23 protein-coding genes and 1 tRNA gene are annotated in these 21307 nt (G+C 47.2%); 4 read left to right on the top strand and 20 right to left on the bottom strand.

From position 1 onward, the window contains the following. Nucleotides 1-78 precede the first annotated feature (78 nt). The 7 genes from FHS17_RS25285 to FHS17_RS25255 form a co-directional block, all read right to left on the bottom strand. Complete coding sequence (locus tag FHS17_RS25285) at nt 79-1365, bottom strand: adenylosuccinate synthase (protein WP_167281250.1); 1287 nt, start codon at nt 1363-1365, stop codon at nt 79-81. Nucleotides 1366-1564: 199 nt separating this feature from the next. Next, the gene (gene dnaB / locus FHS17_RS25280; RefSeq protein ID WP_167281249.1) at nt 1565-2938 is read right to left on the bottom strand and encodes a replicative DNA helicase; all 1374 of its coding nucleotides are present in this window, start codon (nt 2936-2938) and stop codon (nt 1565-1567) included. A 314-nt stretch (nt 2939-3252) separates the two neighbouring features. Continuing rightward, nucleotides 3253-3699 (bottom strand): 50S ribosomal protein L9, encoded by a 447-nt coding sequence (rplI, locus tag FHS17_RS25275; RefSeq protein ID WP_167281248.1) that lies wholly within the window; start codon nt 3697-3699, stop codon nt 3253-3255. Further along, nucleotides 3696-5657 (bottom strand): DHH family phosphoesterase, encoded by a 1962-nt coding sequence (locus tag FHS17_RS25270; protein WP_167281247.1) that lies wholly within the window; start codon nt 5655-5657, stop codon nt 3696-3698. Before FHS17_RS25270 ends, rplI begins: the two co-directional genes overlap by 4 nt. Before the next feature lie 20 nt (nt 5658-5677). Next, nucleotides 5678-6598 (bottom strand): DUF2232 domain-containing protein, encoded by a 921-nt coding sequence (locus FHS17_RS25265; RefSeq protein WP_341805922.1) that lies wholly within the window; start codon nt 6596-6598, stop codon nt 5678-5680. A gap of 98 nt (nt 6599-6696) precedes the next feature. Continuing rightward, nucleotides 6697-8529 carry an amidohydrolase family protein gene (locus FHS17_RS25260; protein ID WP_243865538.1) on the bottom strand — a complete coding sequence of 611 codons (1833 nt, stop codon included), beginning with the start codon at nt 8527-8529 and terminating at the stop codon, nt 6697-6699. Between the two features lie 124 nt (nt 8530-8653). Continuing rightward, nucleotides 8654-9082: a CBS domain-containing protein gene (locus tag FHS17_RS25255; RefSeq protein ID WP_167281244.1), complete on the bottom strand. Its 429-nt coding sequence runs from the start codon at nt 9080-9082 to the stop codon at nt 8654-8656. A gap of 181 nt (nt 9083-9263) precedes the next feature. Between FHS17_RS25255 and FHS17_RS25250 the strand changes: the two genes are divergently transcribed. Next, on the top strand, nt 9264-9617 hold the full coding sequence (locus FHS17_RS25250; protein ID WP_167281243.1) for a DUF4870 domain-containing protein: 354 nt from the start codon (nt 9264-9266) through the stop codon (nt 9615-9617). A 63-nt stretch (nt 9618-9680) separates the two neighbouring features. Here the strand turns inward: FHS17_RS25250 and FHS17_RS25245 are convergent, their stop codons facing one another. Further along, nucleotides 9681-10448, bottom strand: a complete 768-nt coding sequence (locus tag FHS17_RS25245) for a DUF1836 domain-containing protein (RefSeq protein WP_167281242.1) — start codon at nt 10446-10448, stop codon at nt 9681-9683. A 249-nt stretch (nt 10449-10697) separates the two neighbouring features. Between FHS17_RS25245 and FHS17_RS25240 the strand changes: the two genes are divergently transcribed. Further along, the gene (locus tag FHS17_RS25240; RefSeq protein WP_167281241.1) at nt 10698-12038 is read left to right on the top strand and encodes a hemolysin family protein; all 1341 of its coding nucleotides are present in this window, start codon (nt 10698-10700) and stop codon (nt 12036-12038) included. Nucleotides 12039-12078: 40 nt separating this feature from the next. Here the strand turns inward: FHS17_RS25240 and FHS17_RS25235 are convergent, their stop codons facing one another. The 6 genes from FHS17_RS25235 to rpsF form a co-directional block, all read right to left on the bottom strand. Then, complete coding sequence (locus FHS17_RS25235) at nt 12079-13224, bottom strand: cation:proton antiporter (RefSeq protein WP_167281240.1); 1146 nt, start codon at nt 13222-13224, stop codon at nt 12079-12081. A gap of 175 nt (nt 13225-13399) precedes the next feature. Beyond that, nucleotides 13400-14578: an NAD(P)/FAD-dependent oxidoreductase gene (locus tag FHS17_RS25230; protein WP_167281239.1), complete on the bottom strand. Its 1179-nt coding sequence runs from the start codon at nt 14576-14578 to the stop codon at nt 13400-13402. A 30-nt stretch (nt 14579-14608) separates the two neighbouring features. Further along, nucleotides 14609-15031, bottom strand: coding sequence for a DUF1641 domain-containing protein (locus tag FHS17_RS25225; RefSeq protein ID WP_167281238.1), 423 nt, complete (start codon nt 15029-15031; stop codon nt 14609-14611). Between the two features lie 241 nt (nt 15032-15272). Then, a complete protein-coding gene (gene rpsR, locus FHS17_RS25220; protein WP_167281237.1) occupies nt 15273-15557 on the bottom strand; it encodes a 30S ribosomal protein S18 in 285 nt (94 codons plus the stop codon). Nucleotides 15558-15575: 18 nt separating this feature from the next. Continuing rightward, nucleotides 15576-16115 carry a single-stranded DNA-binding protein gene (ssb, locus tag FHS17_RS25215; protein ID WP_167281236.1) on the bottom strand — a complete coding sequence of 180 codons (540 nt, stop codon included), beginning with the start codon at nt 16113-16115 and terminating at the stop codon, nt 15576-15578. Between the two features lie 34 nt (nt 16116-16149). Next, a complete protein-coding gene (rpsF, locus tag FHS17_RS25210) occupies nt 16150-16434 on the bottom strand; it encodes a 30S ribosomal protein S6 (protein WP_015847812.1) in 285 nt (94 codons plus the stop codon). Nucleotides 16435-16619: 185 nt separating this feature from the next. On the opposite strand from rpsF, the gene FHS17_RS25205 reads away from it, so the two are divergent. Continuing rightward, on the top strand, nt 16620-16802 hold the full coding sequence (locus FHS17_RS25205; RefSeq protein ID WP_167281235.1) for a YjzC family protein: 183 nt from the start codon (nt 16620-16622) through the stop codon (nt 16800-16802). 327 nt (nt 16803-17129) lie between these two features. On the opposite strand, the gene FHS17_RS25200 is transcribed toward FHS17_RS25205, so the two are convergent. From FHS17_RS25200 to FHS17_RS25180, 5 genes are all read right to left on the bottom strand, one after another. Then, nucleotides 17130-18437, bottom strand: coding sequence for an NAD(P)/FAD-dependent oxidoreductase (locus tag FHS17_RS25200; RefSeq protein WP_167281234.1), 1308 nt, complete (start codon nt 18435-18437; stop codon nt 17130-17132). 149 nt (nt 18438-18586) lie between these two features. Further along, a tRNA-Ser gene (locus FHS17_RS25195) sits at nt 18587-18677 on the bottom strand. A 69-nt stretch (nt 18678-18746) separates the two neighbouring features. Further along, on the bottom strand, nt 18747-18965 hold the full coding sequence (locus FHS17_RS25190; protein ID WP_167281233.1) for a DUF951 domain-containing protein: 219 nt from the start codon (nt 18963-18965) through the stop codon (nt 18747-18749). Next, a complete protein-coding gene (locus FHS17_RS25185; RefSeq protein WP_208420566.1) occupies nt 18955-19830 on the bottom strand; it encodes a mechanosensitive ion channel family protein in 876 nt (291 codons plus the stop codon). The genes FHS17_RS25190 and FHS17_RS25185 overlap by 11 nt, the downstream gene beginning before the upstream one ends. Nucleotides 19831-19845: 15 nt before the next feature. Next, complete coding sequence (locus tag FHS17_RS25180) at nt 19846-20085, bottom strand: putative Se/S carrier protein (protein WP_167281232.1); 240 nt, start codon at nt 20083-20085, stop codon at nt 19846-19848. Nucleotides 20086-20200: 115 nt separating this feature from the next. Here FHS17_RS25180 and yyaC point away from each other — a divergent pair, with 115 nt between their 5' ends. After that, nucleotides 20201-20818 carry a spore protease YyaC gene (gene yyaC, locus FHS17_RS25175; protein ID WP_167281231.1) on the top strand — a complete coding sequence of 206 codons (618 nt, stop codon included), beginning with the start codon at nt 20201-20203 and terminating at the stop codon, nt 20816-20818. Between the two features lies 1 nt (nt 20819). On the opposite strand, the gene FHS17_RS25170 is transcribed toward yyaC, so the two are convergent. Further along, nucleotides 20820-21302: a DUF4446 family protein gene (locus FHS17_RS25170; RefSeq protein WP_167281230.1), complete on the bottom strand. Its 483-nt coding sequence runs from the start codon at nt 21300-21302 to the stop codon at nt 20820-20822. Between the last annotated feature and the right edge of the window lie 5 nt (nt 21303-21307).

The following is a 21307-nucleotide window of genomic DNA, read 5'->3' as shown; positions in this document are numbered from 1 at the left end:
TGAACCATTCTTAGAATGAAAACAAAAGAGGATAGCCGCCGGCAATTTGCCTTGGGCTATCCTCTTCATCCATATATTCTATTCGTAGATTGCACGAACCGGATTTGTTTGCTCACGGTTACGTCCTACCGAGAAGATTGCAATTGGAATACCTGTCAGCTCGGATACGCGGTTAAGGTAGTTCAGCGTGTTAACCGGCAAATCTTCCAGCTTCTTCGCTCCTGTAATATCCTCGCTCCAGCCTGGCATTTCTTCATATACCGCTTCGCATTCCGCCAGCATTTTCAGGCTTGCTGGGTAATGCTCAATGACTTCGCCGCGATATTTGTAAGCTGTACAGATTTTCACTGTATCAATACCGCTCAATACGTCAAGGGAGTTAAGGGAAAGACCTGTAATACCGCTGACACGGCGAGCATGGCGGACAACAACACTGTCGAACCAGCCAACACGACGCGGACGGCCAGTTACTGTACCGTACTCATGGCCTTTATCACGGATCAAATCGCCGATTTCATTGATTTGCTCTGTAGGGAATGGACCGTCGCCTACACGAGTTGTGTAAGCTTTCGCTACCCCAATAACCTGTTGGATCTTGGATGGACCTACGCCAGAACCGATACATACGCCGCCAGCCGAAGGGTTAGAGGAAGTAACGAATGGATAAGTACCTTGGTCGATATCAAGCATAACGCCTTGTGCGCCTTCGAAAAGAACCTTTTTGTTTGCATCGATTGCATCGTTCAGGATAACGGAAGTGTCCGTTACGTAAGGACGAAGCGTCTCCGCATAGCCTAAGTATTCGGCAATAATCGCATCAGCATCAAGCGGCTCTCCACCGTATACTTGCTGGATCACTTGATTTTTCTCTGTTACCTGACGGCGAGTCTTTTCTTCGAACTCTTCTGCATCCAGAAGGTCCGCGATACGAATCCCGTTACGAGCGGCTTTGTCCATGTAGCATGGGCCGATACCTTTACGTGTTGTACCAATTTTGTTATCGCCTTTACGGTCTTCTTCAAGGCCGTCCAGCACGAGATGGTAAGGCATAATGACATGGGCGCGGTCACTGATTTTCAGGTTTTCGCTCGAGAAGCCATTGTCATGAATATAGTTAATTTCGTCGATCAGCGCTTGCGGGTTAATAACCATCCCGTTACCGATGACGCAAGTTTTATTTTGATTAAAAATACCCGATGGAATCATCGTCAATTTGTACTTTTTGTTGTCAATGAGAATAGTGTGTCCGGCATTGTTACCACCTTGGTAACGAGCGACGACGTCGGCCCCATCCGCCAAGTAATCGGTAATTTTGCCTTTCCCTTCGTCTCCCCACTGCGTACCGACAACAACAACCGTAGACATAATCATACCCCCGTCCGGTGATTTTGCACACCGAAAATTACCGTCTTATCATTCGCCAAATCCTTGTTTCTTACTCAGAAACAATCGAATTCAACGCAAAAGACAGCAATAACAGTGTAGCAGTCCCGTATAGAGAAGTCAAACAAAAAACGAACAATTGCACAGTCACCCATACAATTGTTCGGATATGATACATAAGTTATGATGCCTGCGATGGGTCTTCATGCGTGCGGTCTAAGCTTACGAATTTATTAAAGTTTTTCAAGAATACAAGTTCTACTGTACCTACAGGACCATTACGCTGTTTGGCAAGAATGATCTCGATAATGTTCTTCTTCTCGGATTCCTTATCGTAGTAATCATCACGATACAAGAATCCAACGATATCGGCATCCTGCTCGATCGAACCCGATTCCCGAAGGTCAGACATCATCGGTCGCTTGTCCTGGCGCTGCTCGACACCCCGGCTGAGCTGCGACAGGGCGATAACCGGCACTTCAAGCTCACGGGCAATTTGTTTCAGTGTACGAGAAATTTCTGATACTTCCTGCTGACGGTTCTCGCCCGCTTTGCCGCGGCCTTGAATGAGCTGCAAGTAATCGATCAGAATCATGCCAAGATTTTTTTCTTTCTTTAAACGACGGCACTTTGCACGGATATCGGCAACCGTAATACCGGGTGTATCATCGATATAGATTTGGGCTTCTGACAACGCGCCAATCGCCATCGTCAGCTTCTCCCAGTCATCGCCCTCAAGCTGACCGGTCCGCATTCGTGTTGCGTCTACATTCGACTCTGCACACACCATACGTTGTACCAGCTGAGCCGCGGACATCTCAAGTGAAAAGATCGCGACAGTCTCGCGGGCACGAACGCCGACATTCTGAGCAATGTTAAGCGCAAAAGCCGTCTTACCTACGGAAGGACGTGCCGCTATAATAATCAAGTCGCTGCGTTGGAAGCCTGCTGTCATTTTGTCCAGATCGACGAACCCTGATGGAATGCCGGTCGTCCCGGCTCCCTTCTGATTATAGAGCGTCTCGACCTTCTCGAATACCTCCATTAGCACATCACGAATCGAGATAAAGCCGCTGCTTGAGCGTCGGTTCGAGATTTCAAGGATTTTTCTCTCGGCATCACTTAGAAGAATGCCGACTTCATCCTCGTTAGCATAGCCGTCGGACACGATATTCGTTGCCGTCCGGATAAGCCGGCGCAGCATCGATTTCTCTTCCACGATCTGTGCGTAGTAATCGACGTTCGCCGCCGTTGGCACCGCACTTGCCATTCTAGCCAGGTACGACACACCGCCGATTTCCTCAATCAGCTGCTTGTCCTGCAAATGGGCGGTTAACGTGATCAGATCGACTGGCTGCCCGCTTTCACCGAGATCAACCATTGCTTCATAAATATGTTGATGAGGAACGCTATAAAAGTCTTCGCTGCGCAGCCGCTCCATCGCGGTGATCAGCGCCTCCGACTGAAGCAGGATCGCGCCGATAACGGCTTGCTCCGCCTCCAGGTTCTGCGGCGGCACCCGATCAAACATCAGCTCTGTACTATTCATGCTCATGCTTATTTGTTCCTCCTTAAAAGAATTGCGAAGCAATTCTTGCTTCGTAAGCATTTCCCTGAAAAGAATAATCACCCAAGTGGTCACCTTTTAACCATTTGTGATGATTCTTACTTCGTAAGCAATTCTTGCTTCGTAAGCAATTCTTGCTTCATACTCATCCGAATCCATTAAGCTACAACGATCAGTGTAGCAGTTGCGAGCCACTGAAAGCTATGGTAACTGTCGGCAGTATCTCTTTATACAACAATAGCGATGCTGAACACATCGCCATTGCTTCGTTTTATGATTACGTTACTTGTTAGATCTAATGATTACTCTTCCGTAACATGAACGTTCAGCTTCGCTTTCACATCAACATGCAGCTTTGCCGGCACCAGTGTTACGCCGAGGGTACGAATAGCATCTTCAAGCTCGATCTTCCGCTTGTCGATTTTCACGCCTGCTTGTGCAGCCAGTGCTTCCGCAATTTGCTTACTAGTGATAGCTCCGAACAACCGGCCGCCTTCACCTGCTTTGGCTTTAATCACGATTTTCAGTTCTTCCAGACGCTTGCCGAGCTCAACTGCATCCGCTTTTTCCTTCTCTTTACGTTTCACTTCCGAAGCGTTCTGAACTTCGAGTGTCTTCAAGTTGCCGTCGGATGCCAGCTTGGCAAGTCCTTGCGGCAGTAAAAAATTACGTACATAACCTTCAGACAGTTCCTTCACATCGCCCTTTTTACCTTGGCCCTTAACATCTTTCAAGAAAATTACCTTCATTCAAATAACCCCTCTTCCGCTTCAATTTGTGCTAATACGTCCTTCAGCTTCACCGCTACTTCTTGAACGGTGCCCTCCAGCTGGGCTGCCGCGTTCGTCAAGTGACCGCCGCCGCCCATTCGTTCCATCACAACCTGTACATTCATATGCCCAAGTGAGCGGGCACTGATGCCGATTAACCCATCAGGCCTTTCCCCAATGACGAACGAAGCATATATATCCGTCATATTAAGCAGCGTATCAGCCGATTGCGCGATGAGAAGCTGTGCCACCTTCCGGCCCGGCTCCGCGACCGCAATCGCCACATGTTCATATAACACTTCCGCATGCTTGATAATTTCCGCCTTGCGTACATACTCTTCAAGATCTTCCTTCAGCATCCGTTGAATCATCATTGAATCAGCGCCGTTGCGCCGCAGGAACGAAGCCGCGTCAAAAGTACGGGCGCCAGTCCTCAGCGAGAAGTTCTTCGTATCCACCGTGATCCCGGCAAGCAGTGCTGTTGCTTCACGTACATCGAGCAGCACACGGTCGTGAATATACTGGAGCAGCTCGGTCACGAGCTCACAGGTTGATGAAGCATATGGTTCCATATAGACCAGGATCGCGTTCGAGATAAATTCCTCGCCGCGGCGGTGATGGTCAATCACCACAATTTTATTTGTCTGTGCAAGGATTCGAGGCTCTTTCACCATCGATGCTTTATGCGTATCGACAACAACCGCAAGTGTGCGGCCGTCCGTTATACCAAGCGCTTGCTCTGGTGTAATGAACCTTTTCGCAAACTTCTCATCCTCACGCAGCATCTCCATCATTTTCTGAATCGCAGGATTAATGCCTTCCAATACGATAAAAGCTTCTTTGCCAAACATCTGTGCCGCCTTCATCACACCAATCGCAGCACCAATCGCATCCATGTCCGGCATCTTATGGCCCATAATAACCACGTTGCCGCTCTCGCGAATCAAATCGCGAAGCGCATGTGCCACCACACGTGCACGCACGCGGGTACGTTTCTCTACCGCATTCGTCTTGCCGCCGTAGAATGACTGTCTGCCGCCTACCTTCACAGAAGCCTGATCGCCGCCGCGTCCAAGTGCGATATCGAGACTGGACTGTGCCCATTGGCCAAGCTCTACGATGCTTTCTGCTCCAGCGGCGAAGCCGATACTGAGCGTAATCGGGATCTTCTGGTCACCTGTCATCTCCCGCACTTCATCCAGAATAACAAATCGGGATTGCTCCAGCTGCCTCAGTGTCTTCTGATCTGTAATGAGCAGGAACCTGTCCGAGGTGACCCGCTTCAGATACAGCTGATAACGCTGCGCCCATTCGGTAATTTCGGTCGTCACCTTCGACTGAAGCGAGCTTCGCTGATGATCATCCATCCCTTGCGTTACTTCCTCAAGGCTGTCGATCATCACTACGCCCATCGCAAGCTTTTCCTCATCGTAACGTTTGTTTAGCTGCCACAGCAGCGTAATGTCCTGAACGTACAGAATCCGTTCCTTTTGCTTGAAGATCAGCTGATAGACATGTCCGCCTACCGCAGCTTCAACGGTCCCTTCCTTGTCTTTCACCTGTTGAAGGGCTGGGAACAGCTCTGTCAGCGGCATCCCGATCACGGATTCCTGACCCATGATTTGCGAGATAAAGGGATTATGCCATTCCACTGCTCGATCTTCATTATACAAAATAACGCCAAACGGAAGCTCACCGATGACGTCATTTCCGACCTTTTTAACCCGGTAGGATAACGTCCCGAGATACGACTTCAAATCTTTGCGGAAGGCCCGCTCCGCGAGCACCGTATAAATGGCCGCAGCAATCGTTAGAAGAAGCGCGATTAGCCCAAGCACCCACCAATACCAGGTGAGTACAACGGTCATGAGAACCATTAATGCGATAGACCAGACCTGATGCATGCCATGCCATCGCGTGACAAGAAACTTCGGCATTTCCTATTCGCCCCTATAGCTTATGATGATTTCGAAAACGACTTACGGATCGGAAACGCAGCATCGAGTACGCCAATCAAGCTGAGCGGCGGGAACAATAGAAGCGGAATAGCGATAATAACCGGAACCGCCTTGTTCCATTTACGCTGATGCGCAATGTAGAAGAAAAATCCGATCGCTTGAATCGTGAACGCATACCGCATAAGCGGCACCAAATTCATTAGCGCTACGGAGTAGAAGGAACTACTGTCGCTGGATACGAACATATTCAGAATGTACACGATCAAATAATAGAAGACCATGATTCTTGGAAGCATCCAGTCTTTTGCTTGTGGCATCTTCGGAATATCTTCATTAGAAGCCGCAAGAACTTTACGGGCAAAATATTGCGAAATGACGGCATACACGAAGGAGATCAGAATGATCGCCTGCGGGATCGAATGAATCATCATTCGAATGAGGGATTCCGTATAATCGCTGTCCCATTCTTTCGGGAGCACACCTTCCGAGCTCAGGTCATTCACTAATGTACGGACAAATTCACCAATTTGATCAATAAAAGATTGATTCAATACCCCTTCGAAAATAAGGAGCTCTGCCAGCAGACAGAATAGAATCGTCAATGTTGTACGCCTTAATATACGCGGTGCTGACGCCCGTTTCCGATACATCTGTCCCATCATCATTGCGGGAATTAAGAAAAATAACGCGATAATTAGAACAGACGGGCCGAGAATAACAGCCGCTATAATCCATACCGGCACAAGATGCAGTAAAAAGGACCGCGTCGACAACGTCGTGTACAACACAACATAAGGCACCATCAGCAGCATCATCGTAAGTATGTTAAATCCAGGTACTGCCAATGACAAAATAAGAAGCAGAGACGCGCCGCTCCATAGAACTGCTTTCATACCGGGCTTACCTTTCAAGCCGTTCACCTCTTGCATACATAATCAATTTACAAACATTCCACATCCCATTATATCATAAAAGCAAAACAGAACACGAACATCCTTTAGTCCGGTACCCATCGCACTTACTTCAAGCCTTCCAGGATCGATAAGGGTACAAACATCCGGCTGCCAATAGAGATAAGAGCCGTCTTCTTGCCAGCAGCCTCAAGCTGATAACCTCGCTCCAGCATAAGTTGTCCTTCGGCAGGGGCTATCTCCGCACCGCTGGTCGATGGCGGTGGTTGGCTGCTGCTCGTTGCCGTAACGACATGCGTGACTTTATTCCAGACCAGCTTGAAGCCTTGCTGCTCCAAGGAACGGACATCGACGTATGGCGTTCCTTTGTAATCAACAATGGCATATTGCCGGACTCCCCAGCTCCGTTTATCCGCCCCTCCATTGACCCGTACAAATTCGCTTCGGATCGGTTGACCGATATGAACCGATTTATTCAGCTTCCCCTTATCCATGGCAACTTGTCCGCCGACTAATACATAACGAATGCCGCCTGACAACTGTTCTGGATGCTCAACGGTAGACCGGTCTGTAATCGTCTTATAATCAAAGATGACGATATCAGCATCCATTCCTTTGGCTATACGGCCCTTCTTACGTAAAGCAGGGGCCTGCTTCTCCAGCCGCTGCGCAGGCATCAAGCTCATCTTCTTAAGAGCCTCCATTAAAGTAACGACCCGCTTCTCTCTTGCGTACAGCCCTATTGTCCTTGCATAGGTGCCGGAAGCACGCGGATGATTGTTATTGCCCGGTTCCAGAATTGCGTCACTGCCGATCATGACATATGGTGCCTTCAAGGCATCTATCACATCCTGCTCCGGTATCGCATAAGCAACGGCTAGCTTCCCCTCAGCACGGTAACGCCCGAACGTCTCTTCGGTCAGACGATGGTCCGTACCCGCAATTTGCAGATCCTTAAACGTGATTCGGAACCTCGATTGCCAGCCTTCATCAAACCTGGTCGAGTTCAGGAATGTTCCCCAGTAATCGTAAGGATAGACGCAGGACGTTATGTCTAGTCCCTGTTTGCGCGCAGCATCCAGCAGCGCTAGTGACTGCTTCATCGAGAAAGTACCGCCCGTACTGTTAATATGATCGATGTGAACGGCTGCTCCTGTTTTCTTCGCGTAACCGATCAATTCCTTAAGCGCATCTAGATTCGTACCGGGCTCCTCCATATCGGAGTAACGGGCATGGAAGTAGACAGGTACATTATAGTCATATGCCAGCTTCATAAGCGGGAGAATCTCGGCGGCTGTAATCCCCGGCACATATTCGAGGCTGAACGAAATGCCTAATGCCCCGTTATTTAGTGCCTTCTCAGCCTGTTCAACAAGCTGGGTGATCTGATCAGGATGCGCACTGTCATAGCGGTCGAGTTCATAACGATAGCGAGCCTGCGTGTAAAAGAACGAGGCCCCGAAGTGAACGGGTAACTGCTTCTTTTCATAATACCCGTACCACTCCTCCGGTGTTGAGGTACCCCCATGCATGGCAATATTCGTTGTTACTCCATCTGCGATCTTGTTCCAAACGCCAAGCGGATTCGGATCGTAGGAAAGATTATCGATAAATCCAGGGGCTACAACAAGCCCAAAAGCATCTATAACTCGTTTACCCTTCAGGGGCTTTGGTGTAACAATAGCAATTTGACCATTGCTAATCCCAACATTCCAACCCTTCTTGTCCAGCTTCGTTTCCGGATTTATGACCCTGCCTCCGGTGATGACCGTATCGTAGACCTTCTCCAGTACCACTTGACTGACTACTTGTGAGCCTTCCAGGCTCGTCCCGCCGCTATGGTACCATCCAGGGCAGCAGGCAATCACAGCGATAATCAATAAAACAAAAAGACGGTACCGTTTACGGTTTCCGTCTTTTTGGTGCTCATTCCTATTCATGAAGCGCCTCCTGATGTTCACCCTGTATACGGAAATATTTTCACCTAAACCATCTGAAAATATAGCCATCTACCGAAAAGAACCAGGAGGAGCTGATTTGTCCTATTCTTAGTTGGTGCAAAGTTTACGCTTCAACCGCAAGCGATGGTGATCCCGGAATAAAAGTCTGGCAATAATCAATAATTTCACTTCTGCGGACGATCCCTATGAAATGTCCCCGGTCATCTACGACAGGGACAAAGTTCTGTACTTTCGACAGTGCAATTAGATCCTTCATATCGGCATCGATCCGAACCGAACGGTTCTTCATCCGCAGCGGTACATCTATTAGAGATATTTTATGGGCATTCTCGAATGTCACACCTGGTGTATTCTTCATGTACCAGAGCAAATCACCTTCAGTTACCGTGCCGGCATAGCCGCCTTCTTCATTAATAATCGGGACCGCAGAGTAGCGGTGATGCTCCATTTTCTCTAGGGTTTGCCTGAGCGTTGCATCTTGCGTTACCGTTACAACCTCCTGCTTAGGCAGCAGAAAAAACGCAATATTCATCCGTCATTCAACTCCAATCTTTCTTTTGGTTGGTACCGTGAGCTGTTGCTCCACTACTGTAGATTCAATAACTAAGCTGCAGGTTCCTTGTTTTTTTGATTAAAAATACGTTTGACATATAACTTTTCGGACATGAATACAATCTTCACGAGAGTTGATATAGAAAGGATGAGATTCGTTCATGTCCAGCGCTTCCTTCGAACCTGATCATTCCTCAACAGGAATAGACCCAAAAGTGGCAGCACTGCTTGCTTATTTTCTTGGCTTTATTACCGGTATTATATTCTTAGTCGTGGAAAAACAGAGCCGTTTTGTAAAATTCCACGCGCTGCAGTCCATCGCAATATCCGTCGTTTTTATCGTACTTAATCTCATTCTGGGCTTCATTCCCATCATTGGCTGGCTTCTTGGTCTTATTGTGACCCCCGTAGGTTTTATTCTATGGATAGCCCTGATGCTTCTCGCCCTGCAGGGCAAGCGCTTCAAGCTGCCTTATATTGGCGACTGGGCAGAACAGCAATCAACCAGGTTCTAAAGCGTCTGGGCAGTTTACCACATCGGTTGCTGCCTTTTTATACTTCCTATGTGTAGTGAACGTTTACGGGTTCAGGAACAAGGTCGCATGACAATACCGTTTGGCGAGCGAATGAAAGTAGGATGTACGAATCGATATAGCTGCAATGAATAGGATATGACGAAGAACCTCGGTCTGCTCATCACTTAGATGAGGCAGTACCTTCAGGAATGGTTCAGAGGCTTCGTGAAGCAATTGCTCCATAACAGCCTCTTTGTCTCGCCTTGCTGAATCTGGACGAGCCATGTCTAGCAGCCGGTAGCCGCTTGCCGCCAGCTCTTCAAACATGGAGGTGTAGGAGTTGTACAGCTCCAGCGGACCAATCAGGTCATCGGTCTCATCCTCCGGTTTATTGAACAGCCGATCAAACAGCTTGCGAATAGAGCCGAAATCAAGACTCGACTTCAGGTCATCGATAATAAACAGCAGTGCCGTTTGATTAAGCGAATATTTTTTGCCGACTTTCGGGCAGTCGAAATAAGGCTTGAAATCTCTTTTTACCCAATTTTGCATCGATGTAATCGACATTTGTGAAAATTCTATTAATCCGCCAAGCGCGGATATTTCCTGCAAAGAGAATCCTTTGACCTCTCGCCCTTTAATTAGCTTCACCAATACTGGTGGAAGTTTCGTCGACAGGAATGCCGGCAAGGACGACCCAGTTTCATACGCATCAAGATGCGACTTCTTCCAGGCCTGCTGCAGAACTTGAAGCGGTTCACAGCAGTTTTGGCCATGCAGCGCGAGCAGCAGATCCGCCATCTCTTTGCGAGTAAGCGTAAAAGCTTCCATGCCGCTTACCTCCTCATATAACCATGTAGCCTAATTACAAGCTCAACTGAACTTATCATACGCCCCTGTAGAGAGCCTTGTAAAGACGAGGTATTTGCCAATAATGTCATGATAGCACCGTATTTTTCGGAATAATGGGGGGTATCGCCCCCGTAACGTAAAATAGCAAGTTTGCAACTGTTAGCTGAAGTTCGTTATAGTAGATCATAGGAACTTATAATATTTTATAAAGGATTGTGAAGAACCGAAATGGACAGTAGTATAGGATTTAATTTGTTTATGATTGCTGTATTAATTGTATTAACCGCCTTCTTCGTTGCAACGGAGTTCGCGATAATCCGCCTTCGTGCCAGCCGCGTCGATCAGCTTGTGCTCGAAGGAAAGAAAAACGCACTTTCCGTACAACGGGTGACAAGCAACCTTGACGCGTATTTGTCCGCTTGTCAACTTGGTATTACGATTACCGCCCTCGGACTTGGTTGGCTAGGCGAGCCTACCGTTGAACGAATTATTCATCCGTTATTCGAGAATTTGGGCGTAAACAGCGATTTGAACCATATTATTTCCTTTGTTATAGCATTTGTTGCCGTTACATTCCTGCATGTTGTCATGGGTGAACTTGCCCCGAAGACATGGGCAATTCAGAAGGCTGAATTTATCAGCTTTGCCGTTGCCAAACCGATTATCTACTTCCACAAGATCATGTACCCTTTCATCTGGGTGCTGAACGGCTCTGCTACTTCCCTGATCCGTATGTTCGGACTCAAAGCAGTGAAAGATCATGAAGAAGCGCATAGTGAAGAAGAAATTCAGATTATTCTTAACGACAGTTACCAAAGCGGTAAAATTAATAACACCGAATATGGTTATGTGAGCCGGATCTTCGCCTTCGACGAGATGCTTGCGAAAGAAATCATGGTTCCTCGTACCGATATGATTTGCTTATATACGAACAACTCATTAATTGACAATATGGATATTATCCGCAAAGAACAGTATACCCGCTTCCCTGTTGCAACCGGCAGCAAAGACAATATCGTCGGCATGATTAACACAAAGCAGCTGTTCCTTGAGTTTCAGGAGAACAAAGAGTTTAACTTCCAGAAGCTCGTTCACCCAGTCCTTACCGTATCTGAGGTTCTGCCGGTTAAGACATTGCTTAAACGCATGCAGCAGGAACGTGTTCACATCGCCATCTTGATGGATGAGTACGGCGGTACTTCCGGTATGATCACGATCGAAGATATTTTGGAAGAGATCGTTGGCGAGATTCGCGACGAATTCGATGAGGACGAACGGAAAGAAATCGAGAAGCTGGCCGATAACTGCTACCTGCTGGACGGAAAAGTATCGCTTGATCATATTACCGAACTTACTGGGGTTAACCTCGAACAAGATGACGTCGACACCGTTGGCGGCTGGCTGTTTACCGAATTCCAGGATCCGAAACCTGGTAAAGAACTGCAGTATGAGAATTTGCGATTCATTATTCGTGAGATTGGCAAGCACCGCATTAAGAAGGTTGAACTGATTATTGAAGTTGAAGCAGATAATGACAGCAATCATGAAGCCGAAGTTGAAACGGCGTAATTATATAACACACAAAAGGCAGCCGAGAGGCTGCCTTTTGTTATGCCTGCTCTCGCTCCTTAAAAGTAAGCTTGAGCAGCGGCGGAGTTATTAGTGTCGTCAGAATCACGACCAGTACAACCGATGTAAAATACTTCTGCAGCAATAAGCCTGACTCCAGCCCTGCTGCGGCAATAATGAGTGCCACTTCTCCACGTGACACCATACCTGCCCCAATCGCGATGGAACCACGTCGGTCGAAGCCCGTCATACGCGCCCCTAACCCACCACCTAACAGCTTGGTGATTGAAGCTACAAGAGTTACTAGCACAATGAAGAGAAGCTGCTCACCTACTCCATCAAAGGTAATATGAAGACCAATGCTGACGAAAAATACGGGAACAAATAACGTATAGGCAATTGGCTCGATCTTCGATTCCACTTCATGCTTATACGAGGTCTGCGATACCGCAATACCTGCTGCAAAGGCACCGATAATGCCCGCAATGCCCATCTCCTCTGCAAAGTAGGAAAAGGCAAAGCAGATGATTAGTCCTCCGCTCATGACCGCCTCTGTCACACGTAGCGGCGCAAACCATTTCAGAAACCGCGGCACTAATAGCCATCCCGCTGCAACAACTATGATAAAGAACAACAGCTTCTTACCGATAAGCAGCCCAATCGATACATCTTGAGCAGGGACAAGAACGCTCATCATAACGGCCAGCAAGACGACTACGATGACATCATCTACAACTGCAGCACCTAGAATAGTCGTCCCCTCACGCGTCTGCAGCTTATTCATTTCCTTCAAGGTTTGGACCGAGATACTGACTGAAGTCGCGCATAGCAGCAGCCCAAGGAATAACGCTTCATTATTCGACAGCCCAAACGCTGCAGCAATCGCATAACCGCCTACAAAAGGCAGTATGATGCCGCCAACAGCAACAGCGAACGAAGCCTTCCAATTACTTTTTAACTGCTCCAGATCCGTCTCCAGCCCCGCTATAAACATAAGCAGCAACACACCGATTTCCGAGAAATGTCCGATAAAATCATCCGGCTGTACCCAGCCCAATACAGCTGGGCCAATAATAATGCCTGCGAGCAGCTTACCGAGTACAGCTGGCTGCCCCAATCGTACCGACAAGGCTCCTGCAACCTTGGTAGCGATCAATATAATGGCCAAATACAAAATGAATACCATTGTTACATGACGCCCCTTCCTTCCTGTATTTAAAGCATAACAAAAGGAGCCTGCAACTATGCAGGCTCCCGAAAATAGACAGAAGAAGCCCGCTGTGGCAGGCTCCTCCAAGATAAAACTTATTTAACTATTATTACGAGGGAACCAGCGAACGGTTCCTTTTCGAATAAAACTATTATTTCAAGAACGAGAACAGACCGTTAACATGAGTCAGGTAACGAACGTTACTTGCCTCTTTCATCAGTGTAGCTGCTGTACCTTTCAGTTTCAGCTGGCTAGCACCAATTGTACCGATTGCATCTTTGCGGCCAAGACTCGCAAGAACGCCGGAGTTAACGAATTCGAACGATTTCATTGGAATACCTTTACCCGATGCGAACAGGTTATAACCAATGCACTCGCCCATTTGCCAAGCGATTTGTGCACTTGGTGGGTAAGGACGGCCTTCTGGCCCCATTACAAACGCGTTGTCGCCAGCAAGGAAGACATCCGAGTGGGAAGTCGATTGCAGGAATTCAGTAACCGATGCGCGGCCACGGTTTACTTCGATACCACAGTTTGCTACTACAGGGTTACCTGTAACACCGCCTGTCCAAACGAATGTATTCGTTTCGATCGAGCTGCCGTCTTTCAGCATAACTGTGTTGCCTTGAACTTCAGTAACAGCAACACCCATGATCAGGTTAACGCCACGGTCAGTCAGGCTGGATTTCGCACGCTCAAGAAGGTCAGCTGGGAAGCCCATCAGAATGGTTGGACCAGCTTCAATGTTGTACAGCGAGATTTCACTGCGGTCAACACCATGCTCTGCACACCATTTTGGAAGCATATCAACGATCTCGCCGATCAGCTCGATACCTGTCAGGCCGCCGCCGCCAACAACGATTGTTGCGTCTGCTTTATTTTTGGATTGCGCATAAGCTGCAATGCGGTTTTGGATATGAGCGCTAACTTGCTTCGCTTCTTCAACCGATTTCAGCGTAAGGCTGTTCTCTTCGAGACCAGGGATGCCAAAGAATGCTGTTTCGCCGCCAAGAGCGACTACCAGTTGATCATATTTCACTGTGCCGCTGCCAGCCAGTTTAACTTGTTTTTTCTCTGGATCGATGTTCTCAACTGTATCAATAACCAGATTAACCGATTTGCCTTTAAGCAGTTTTTCCAAAGGAAGTGCTACGTTTCCTTCGTTAACGCCGCTTACAGCCAGACGATGCAATTCAGTAATAATTTGGTGGTAAGGCGTTTTGTTAATTACAGTAATTTCAGCTTCTTCAGCCGAAATATATTTACGAGCCGTCAAAGCGCTCAACAGACCGCCGTAACCGCCGCCCAGGATTAAAATTTGCTTAGCCATGTTTACCCTCCGCTCTTGTATGATTCCGAATTATACGTTCTTACGCTCAGCCAATACGTTCAGGAACGATTGAGCGAAACGAAGTGTTGCTTGTACTTGTGGATCTTTCAGCATTTTCAGCATGCCAAAGAGACCAATTGTCGAGTTATCGGCTTGTGCACGATCGCCAGCTTCAACTGCTGCGTTAGCAATACCTTTAGTTTTATCAACGATTGGTTGAACGAATTCGCCAAAGCCATGAACCATATCGTTCATCAGAACTTTGTCGTTTGCTACTGTAGTAGCTACATCATAAGCTTTAGTCATAAGCGTCACCAGTTCTGCCAATTTAGGCAGGTGGTTCACCAGTTGAGTCAGCGATTGCTGAATTTCTGGTTGCAGCAGTTGCTCGAGAACGTCCAGTTCACGTACAGAGCCGGATTCTTCAGGTAATTTCGTTACGGTTTCAGACATACGAATGCATCCCTCTTTCCATCAGTAATCGATCAAATGATTTACTTGCATAAGTCGATATTCCACAACTGTAAATTTAAAGTGAAATTATTCACAATGAAGCTCTAACATCATCGCCGACTTGTATGCACGAACTATATCTTATTGTATTCCTCTTGCGACAAATGATCAATTCCTATTTTTATGAAAACACGAAAAAAGCCCATTGGGACGTTAGTCTCAATGGGCTTCTTACTACTTACTACTCAGTTGTGTACGGCAGCAATGCTACTGTACGTGCACGTTTGATAGCAACCGTCAGCAGACGTTGGTATTTCGCGCTAGTTCCAGTTACACGACGTGGCAAGATTTTGCCGCGCTCGCTGATAAACTTTTTGAGCAGATCAGTATCTTTATAGTCAATGTGAGCAATTTTGTTCACAGTGAAGAAACATACTTTACGGCGTTTGTTGCGTCCGCCTTTGCGGCCGCCGAATTTGCGTTCTGGACGCTCTCCGTCTCCGCCTTCTCTTTGCTTGAAGCTCATTCGAACCCATCCTTTCGATTAAAATGGCAAGTCATCTTCTGATATATCGATCGGTCGACCGTCATCCGAGAACGGATCACGGCTGTTGTTGTTGTTACGTGGAGTACTAGGCCGGCTTCCGCCGCCGCCGCCGTTACCGCCGCCATAAGGAGCGTTACCGCCGCCGCCGCTTAAAGATCCTCCGCTGTTGTTGTTGCTTCCGGCATAACTGCCACTTTCTTGCGGAGCTCCGCCTTCACGGTTAGATTCCAAGAAGCGAACGTTATCGGCAATAACTTCCGTCACATAGACGCGTTTACCTTCGTTGTTCTCGTAGTTACGCACCTGAATGCGTCCTTCTACCGCTGTTAAGCGACCTTTACGCAAGTAATTGGCGCATGTCTCAGCCAACTGCCGCCAAGTTACGACCGGAATGAAATCCGCTTCGCGCTCGCCCTGACCGCTCGTAAACGGCCGGTCTACTGCTATCGTAAATTGCGTAACTGCTACACCTGCTGGTGTATAACGCAATTCGGGGTCTCTTGTTAATCTGCCAATCAGTATTACACGATTCAACATCGCCTCTGCCTCCCAATCGAACATCTAGCGTGGATTAAGCAACGTCTCTGACGATCAAGCTACGGATAACTTCATCCGTAATTTTCATGATGCGGTCAAGTTCATTAACAACTTCTGTCGTTGCATTGAAATGAACCAGAACGTAGTAACCATCACGAATCTTATTGATCTCATACGCAAGACGACGTTTACCGATCACATCTTGCTTCGTGACTTCCCCGCCATTGTTAATGATGCCACTGAATTTGTCGACGATGGCTTGAACGTTTTCTTGCTCAACATCCGGACGAATGATGTACATCACTTCATATTTGCGCATTGTGTTTCACCTCCTTTTGGACTAACGGCCCCTTTAAGGGGCAAGGAGCGAGATTATTACTCGCATCTACACAGTATAGCAAATAGCCTATACCTTGACAAGTCATCCGGCACTCCCGATTTCTGCCTTTCATGACCCTGCCCTCTCCGGTTCATAATAAGAATCGGACAAGGAGGTGAACGAATATGGGTGAATGGACATTGTTTTCTCCTGGCGATCACGCGCCAAACGACGGCACCTATATAGAATCGGGCGTCAATTCCTACCACATGGGCATTAACAACCCGAAGAAGGTTGAACTCAAACGTGGACAAAGATTCCCAGAGACATCAAACCATGAACGTAAGTGGAAACGAATGGCTCACTAAATATTTTATCAAAGCGCGAATAGGAACTTAAACCCTCGGACATTCTAATTATCGACGGTGAAGAGAGGTGTGGTTCCATTGAACCTTTGTGGTGCAAGGGCTACTAGTGAATTTAACTACTCATTCACAAAAGAAGCGAGGCGTTGTGCTAAATACACATTACTGTAAATTCACGATCGGATAAGCGATGAAGCCTTAGTGGAATTGTGTACCGATCTGTGAGGATTACAACCTGGTTTTCTGCCCGTATTGATGTGTGAATTCATCGAAACTTACAACACCGTCGGAAGAGGGACTCGCGAGAGTCCCTCTTTTTATTATTTAAAGCTACCCCTTGCTCGCCAGCTGCCTTCCTACATATACTCCGCTTGCTGCCGCCTGAGATAAAGAATGGGTAGTGCCTGAACAATCCCCTATTACATATAGTCCTCTGACCATTGTCTCGAACCTGTTGTTTGTCTCAATGGCCGGTGAATACAGCTTTCCATCGATTGCATATAGGATCGTATCTTTGTCGATTGGCTCCCCGAGTAGCTTCTCCAATGCTTCTAGGAATGCTAACGTCACTGCAATATAACGTCCAGGAACCTCTTGCCTCAGATCTGCAAATTCCGCCTCCAGTGTTGGCCTGATCGTTCCACTGCCTGGTTCGTTACTCGCCATAATCCCTTCCCGTAGAGAGCCTAGCCTTTGAGCGGCAATTCGATTGCGAGCACGATTAATTCGACCGACTGTATCGCGGAAATAGACGTCAGCCTCCTCCAAAGTCGCAAATCGATTCGGAATAAACAGAGTGAAATTAAGGTTGGAAGAACCCTCTTCCTTCTCCCGATAATTTTGTCCATCTGGCATCGCTAGCCCCTCCTGGAGCTTTAGCACGACCCTGCCCCGAGGATTCATACAATAGGTAGTGGCTGTATAATCTTCGCCTTCAAAGCTGAGCTTTGTCTCGAAGGACCTCTTCAACAGACTATCCAACTGATTACCACGCATTTCGATTCGAAGTCCCAGATCTACTCTGGCCTCTCCCCGTCCAATCCCAAGAAACTGGCATTGTTTGGACAACCAGTCGTTCCCGCTTCTGCCGGTTGCGATAATAACCTGCTCCGAGTCAATAATGATTCCATCAGGTAACATAACAGCGAATCCACCGCCATCCTTCGGTGTGATGCTTGAAGGCTCCGCATCGAATCGCATGTCGATCCGGGACTTTAAATAATCATACATCTCATGTAGGACATGTTTTGATAATTTCGTCCCCAGGTGCCTGGTTTTGGTAGACAGAATCCCGAAGCCGGATGCTATCGCTCGACTTGCAAGTTCTGGATCATAAGTATGATAAAGCTCTGCCGCACTTCCTCCGTGCCTGCATAATATAGCATCTACGCCTTCCATAAGCTGCAGAGCAGCATCATAGCCTGTTTTCCGCTCCAGCTCTCCACCAAAGTCATTCGTGAAGTTATACTTGCCCTCAGACAAGCCTAAACCGCCAAAGCCTATATAGCTGTCGCTTCGCTCTTCCAGTCTCTTGCCTTTATCGAGCAGTAGCACCCGCAGTCCGCTGGAGGCAAGCTCATACGCAGCAAAGATTCCGCTGACACCAGCTCCGATAATAGTCACATCATAACGAGTCATTTTTATCACCCTAATATGTTAACTTATTTTTATTATTGTGGTTAACATATTATCATACCTTTGAATACAAAAGAACATAAAAAAAGCCCCTACGTATAACCGTAGGAGCTTCTTTACTATGTAACCGCCGTAGCGTTGTTTACGTTGTATGGCGGAGAAGGTGGGATTCGAACCCACGCACGCTTTGACACGCCTAGCTGATTTCGAGTCAGCCCCCTTGGGCCTCTTGGGTACCTCTCCGCGAGTGTCAAGCAAAAACTATATTATCATATGACTTGTCCCAATGCAACAGTTTCATGAAAAATATTTTCAGGCTTGCTCATTCTGCCCTGAATCAGCAGTTGATCGTAGTACTTTCTTCATGTTCTTCTCGAATTTGGCTCTCGGGATTAGAACACTATGCTTGCATCCTACGCATTTGATACGAATATCCATCCCCATTCGAATAATCTCCATTTCGTTGGAGCCGCAGGGATGCTGCTTCTTCATTTGAACGATATCGCCAAGCTCGAATTGTTTACGCTCCATTCGGATCGCCGCCCCTTTCATTGCGATGATACGTTACCATTCGTGGATACGGGATGTCAATCCCGTGATCGTCCAGCACTTTTTTAATGTACGCATTAAGTGATCTTGCGACTACCCCATTCATATTAGGAAGACATTCAGCCGTAATACGTACCTTAACCTCCGTGGAAAGCATGGTCTGGATACCAAGCACCTCTGGACGCTTGACCAGGTTGCTATCCTCAAACCGTTCTAATTCCTTACGGATGATTGTAATCGCACGTTCCGCATCTTCTTCATAACCAATAGACACATCGATAAAAGCAATGGAGTTATGCATGGAGAAGTTAGTTACCTCATTGATCATTCCATTCGGAATAATATGCACCTCTCCTGTCCAGCTATGGATCCGCGTTGCCCGAAGGCCGATGACCTCAACCGTCCCTTTGAAAGTTCCCGTCTGAATCACATCGCCTACAGCAAATTGATCCTCAAATATGATAAAGAATCCTGTAATAATATCTTTCACTAAGCTTTGTGCACCAAAGCCAATTGCTAGGCCAATAACTCCTGCCCCAGCTAGAAGAGGTGCAAGCTGTACGCCAAACTCATCTAGTACTAGCATCCCAATAATGAAATAACCAGCGTAGGAGATAATATTTTTGATCAACTTGCCGACTGTTGTCATTCTTCTTGTCTGCATAACAAGACGGCTCTCAGACCGATTTAATACGACCCGATCAATCGTTTTGTTCGCGAGCCATATACTAAGCTGCCCAATGATGATAATAACTACAATGCGGAAGAGTGATTGTCCAAAACCTTCCCAAGTTGTCTCGTTTGTTATCCATGTCGCGAAATCATCAAAGTAGGCTTTAATATTCATTGTCTCTTACCTCGCTTACAGTATTACTTCTTCATACCCCGCCGCAGCCGGCTTAAACACTCCCCGGATCGCTACGTCTTCTGTTTCAATTACATGCTTTACCGTATGCAGATCCTCTTCTGGAAAATGAATCGATAACGCGCAGCCCGCTGTAATTTCTTTTGGCGTCGGACATATATCGATCTCAATCTCTGCATATTCCAGCAGCATTTCTGCACGAAGCGCCTGCTGCGTCGAATCGAAAGCAATTAACATAACCGTATTTCTCCTCTCCTTCACCTAAAACAACGAAACTATTGGCTTCGCAACGTATAAAATGGTTGTCCTATCCATATACTAGTATCATATTGGCATTTACGGAGGGGATTCTATGAAACTATCATTTTTGAAGGATGTACCATTGAAGGTGCCTCACACGGAAGCGAACGCTGTTGGACAGATCGTAGGCCGGCTTTCTCTGATGCTTGATGAAATGTCCGCAGGACGACCGATTGTCATTGTCTGTGTTGGCACGGACCGCTCTACCGGTGATTCCCTTGGCCCTCTGATTGGCACGACACTTTCCAAATACAAAAGCCCTCACTTCTCCCTATACGGCACTCTAGAAGAGCCTGTACATGCCATGAACCTCGAAGAGATTCTCCATCAGATCAATCGCACCTATCACAAACCTTTTGTTATCGGTATTGACGCCTGTCTTGGACAAGTGGCAAGCATCGGATCCATTCAAGTCGGTACAGGACCCGTAAGGCCTGGTGCTGGTGTGAACAAAGAGCTTCCGCCTGTAGGCGATATTCATATTACCGGCATCGTAAATGTCGGAGGCTTTATGGAATATTTCGTCCTGCAAAACACCCGTCTTCACCTAGTTATGAAGATGGCGGATATCATTGCTTCGAGCTTATTCTCCTCCATCATGAACAGCATTCATGCTTCTTCCCGTTCCAGAGAACAGGCAGCCGCTTTGGAACATCCCCACACTAATTAAACTATTTTGCTTCGGCAATCGCCTTGCGCTCTTCTGGTGTAAGCGTATAGTTCGATTCACCTTTATTTATTGGCTTGGCATACACATACGTGTTGTCCCTGCTATGCAAGCCCGAGATCACAACCCCATCCTGCGATGCATTCACGACTGCAATTGAGAAGCTTAGATCACTACCCTGATCAGAGAATGCATTGTAGCGAAGTACACCTACACGTCCCTTTTCCTGTTGCTGCAAATTTCTCACTTGTTCCAGCTGTTTTTGCAGTTTTTCGCTTTGCAGCTCTTGTGCTGTAATTGACTGCTTCAGATCGATAATAACGTCCTCTAAATTTGTGATTCCTGTGTTGCCCATCACTTCCACATACTGCTTTCTAAGCTTCTTCATTCTTCTGCTAACGATTGAAACTCTAATAAATAACACGATGACCAACAATGCCAGTACAACCGTAACCCCATTCATCGGGTTATTTGTCCACTCATCCATTCGAA

The organism is Paenibacillus lupini (assembly GCF_011761355.1).
Classification (GTDB): Bacteria; Bacillota; Bacilli; order Paenibacillales; family Paenibacillaceae; genus Pristimantibacillus; species Pristimantibacillus lupini.
This window is presented reverse-complemented; position numbering and strand designations above follow the sequence as displayed.

Coding starts and splice junctions, on each gene's coding strand:
- FHS17_RS25185 (WP_208420566.1), bottom strand. CDS start 19,830: ATGAATATTAAAGCCTACTTTGATGATTTCGCGACATGGATAACAAAC.
- ssb (WP_167281236.1), bottom strand. CDS start 16,115: ATGTTGAATCGTGTAATACTGATTGGCAGATTAACAAGAGACCCCGAA.
- FHS17_RS25230 (WP_167281239.1), bottom strand. CDS start 14,578: ATGGCTAAGCAAATTTTAATCCTGGGCGGCGGTTACGGCGGTCTGTTG.
- rpsF (WP_015847812.1), bottom strand. CDS start 16,434: ATGCGCAAATATGAAGTGATGTACATCATTCGTCCGGATGTTGAGCAA.
- FHS17_RS25225 (WP_167281238.1), bottom strand. CDS start 15,031: ATGTCTGAAACCGTAACGAAATTACCTGAAGAATCCGGCTCTGTACGT.
- FHS17_RS25200 (WP_167281234.1), bottom strand. CDS start 18,437: ATGACTCGTTATGATGTGACTATTATCGGAGCTGGTGTCAGCGGAATC.
- FHS17_RS25180 (WP_167281232.1), bottom strand. CDS start 20,085: ATGTTAATTGCTTTCGATTCGACGCAGCAGGCGCTTCGTGCAGAAATG.
- dnaB (WP_167281249.1), bottom strand. CDS start 2,938: ATGAGCATGAATAGTACAGAGCTGATGTTTGATCGGGTGCCGCCGCAG.
- FHS17_RS25235 (WP_167281240.1), bottom strand. CDS start 13,224: ATGGTATTCATTTTGTATTTGGCCATTATATTGATCGCTACCAAGGTT.
- yyaC (WP_167281231.1), top strand. CDS start 20,201: ATGAAACTATCATTTTTGAAGGATGTACCATTGAAGGTGCCTCACACG.
- FHS17_RS25190 (WP_167281233.1), bottom strand. CDS start 18,965: ATGGAGCGTAAACAATTCGAGCTTGGCGATATCGTTCAAATGAAGAAG.
- FHS17_RS25240 (WP_167281241.1), top strand. CDS start 10,698: ATGGACAGTAGTATAGGATTTAATTTGTTTATGATTGCTGTATTAATT.
- FHS17_RS25260 (WP_243865538.1), bottom strand. CDS start 8,529: ATGAATAGGAATGAGCACCAAAAAGACGGAAACCGTAAACGGTACCGT.
- rpsR (WP_167281237.1), bottom strand. CDS start 15,557: ATGAGCTTCAAGCAAAGAGAAGGCGGAGACGGAGAGCGTCCAGAACGC.
- FHS17_RS25270 (WP_167281247.1), bottom strand. CDS start 5,657: ATGCCGAAGTTTCTTGTCACGCGATGGCATGGCATGCATCAGGTCTGG.
- FHS17_RS25285 (WP_167281250.1), bottom strand. CDS start 1,365: ATGTCTACGGTTGTTGTTGTCGGTACGCAGTGGGGAGACGAAGGGAAA.
- FHS17_RS25205 (WP_167281235.1), top strand. CDS start 16,620: ATGGGTGAATGGACATTGTTTTCTCCTGGCGATCACGCGCCAAACGAC.
- FHS17_RS25250 (WP_167281243.1), top strand. CDS start 9,264: ATGTCCAGCGCTTCCTTCGAACCTGATCATTCCTCAACAGGAATAGAC.
- FHS17_RS25255 (WP_167281244.1), bottom strand. CDS start 9,082: ATGAATATTGCGTTTTTTCTGCTGCCTAAGCAGGAGGTTGTAACGGTA.
- FHS17_RS25245 (WP_167281242.1), bottom strand. CDS start 10,448: ATGGAAGCTTTTACGCTTACTCGCAAAGAGATGGCGGATCTGCTGCTC.
- rplI (WP_167281248.1), bottom strand. CDS start 3,699: ATGAAGGTAATTTTCTTGAAAGATGTTAAGGGCCAAGGTAAAAAGGGC.
- FHS17_RS25170 (WP_167281230.1), bottom strand. CDS start 21,302: ATGGATGAGTGGACAAATAACCCGATGAATGGGGTTACGGTTGTACTG.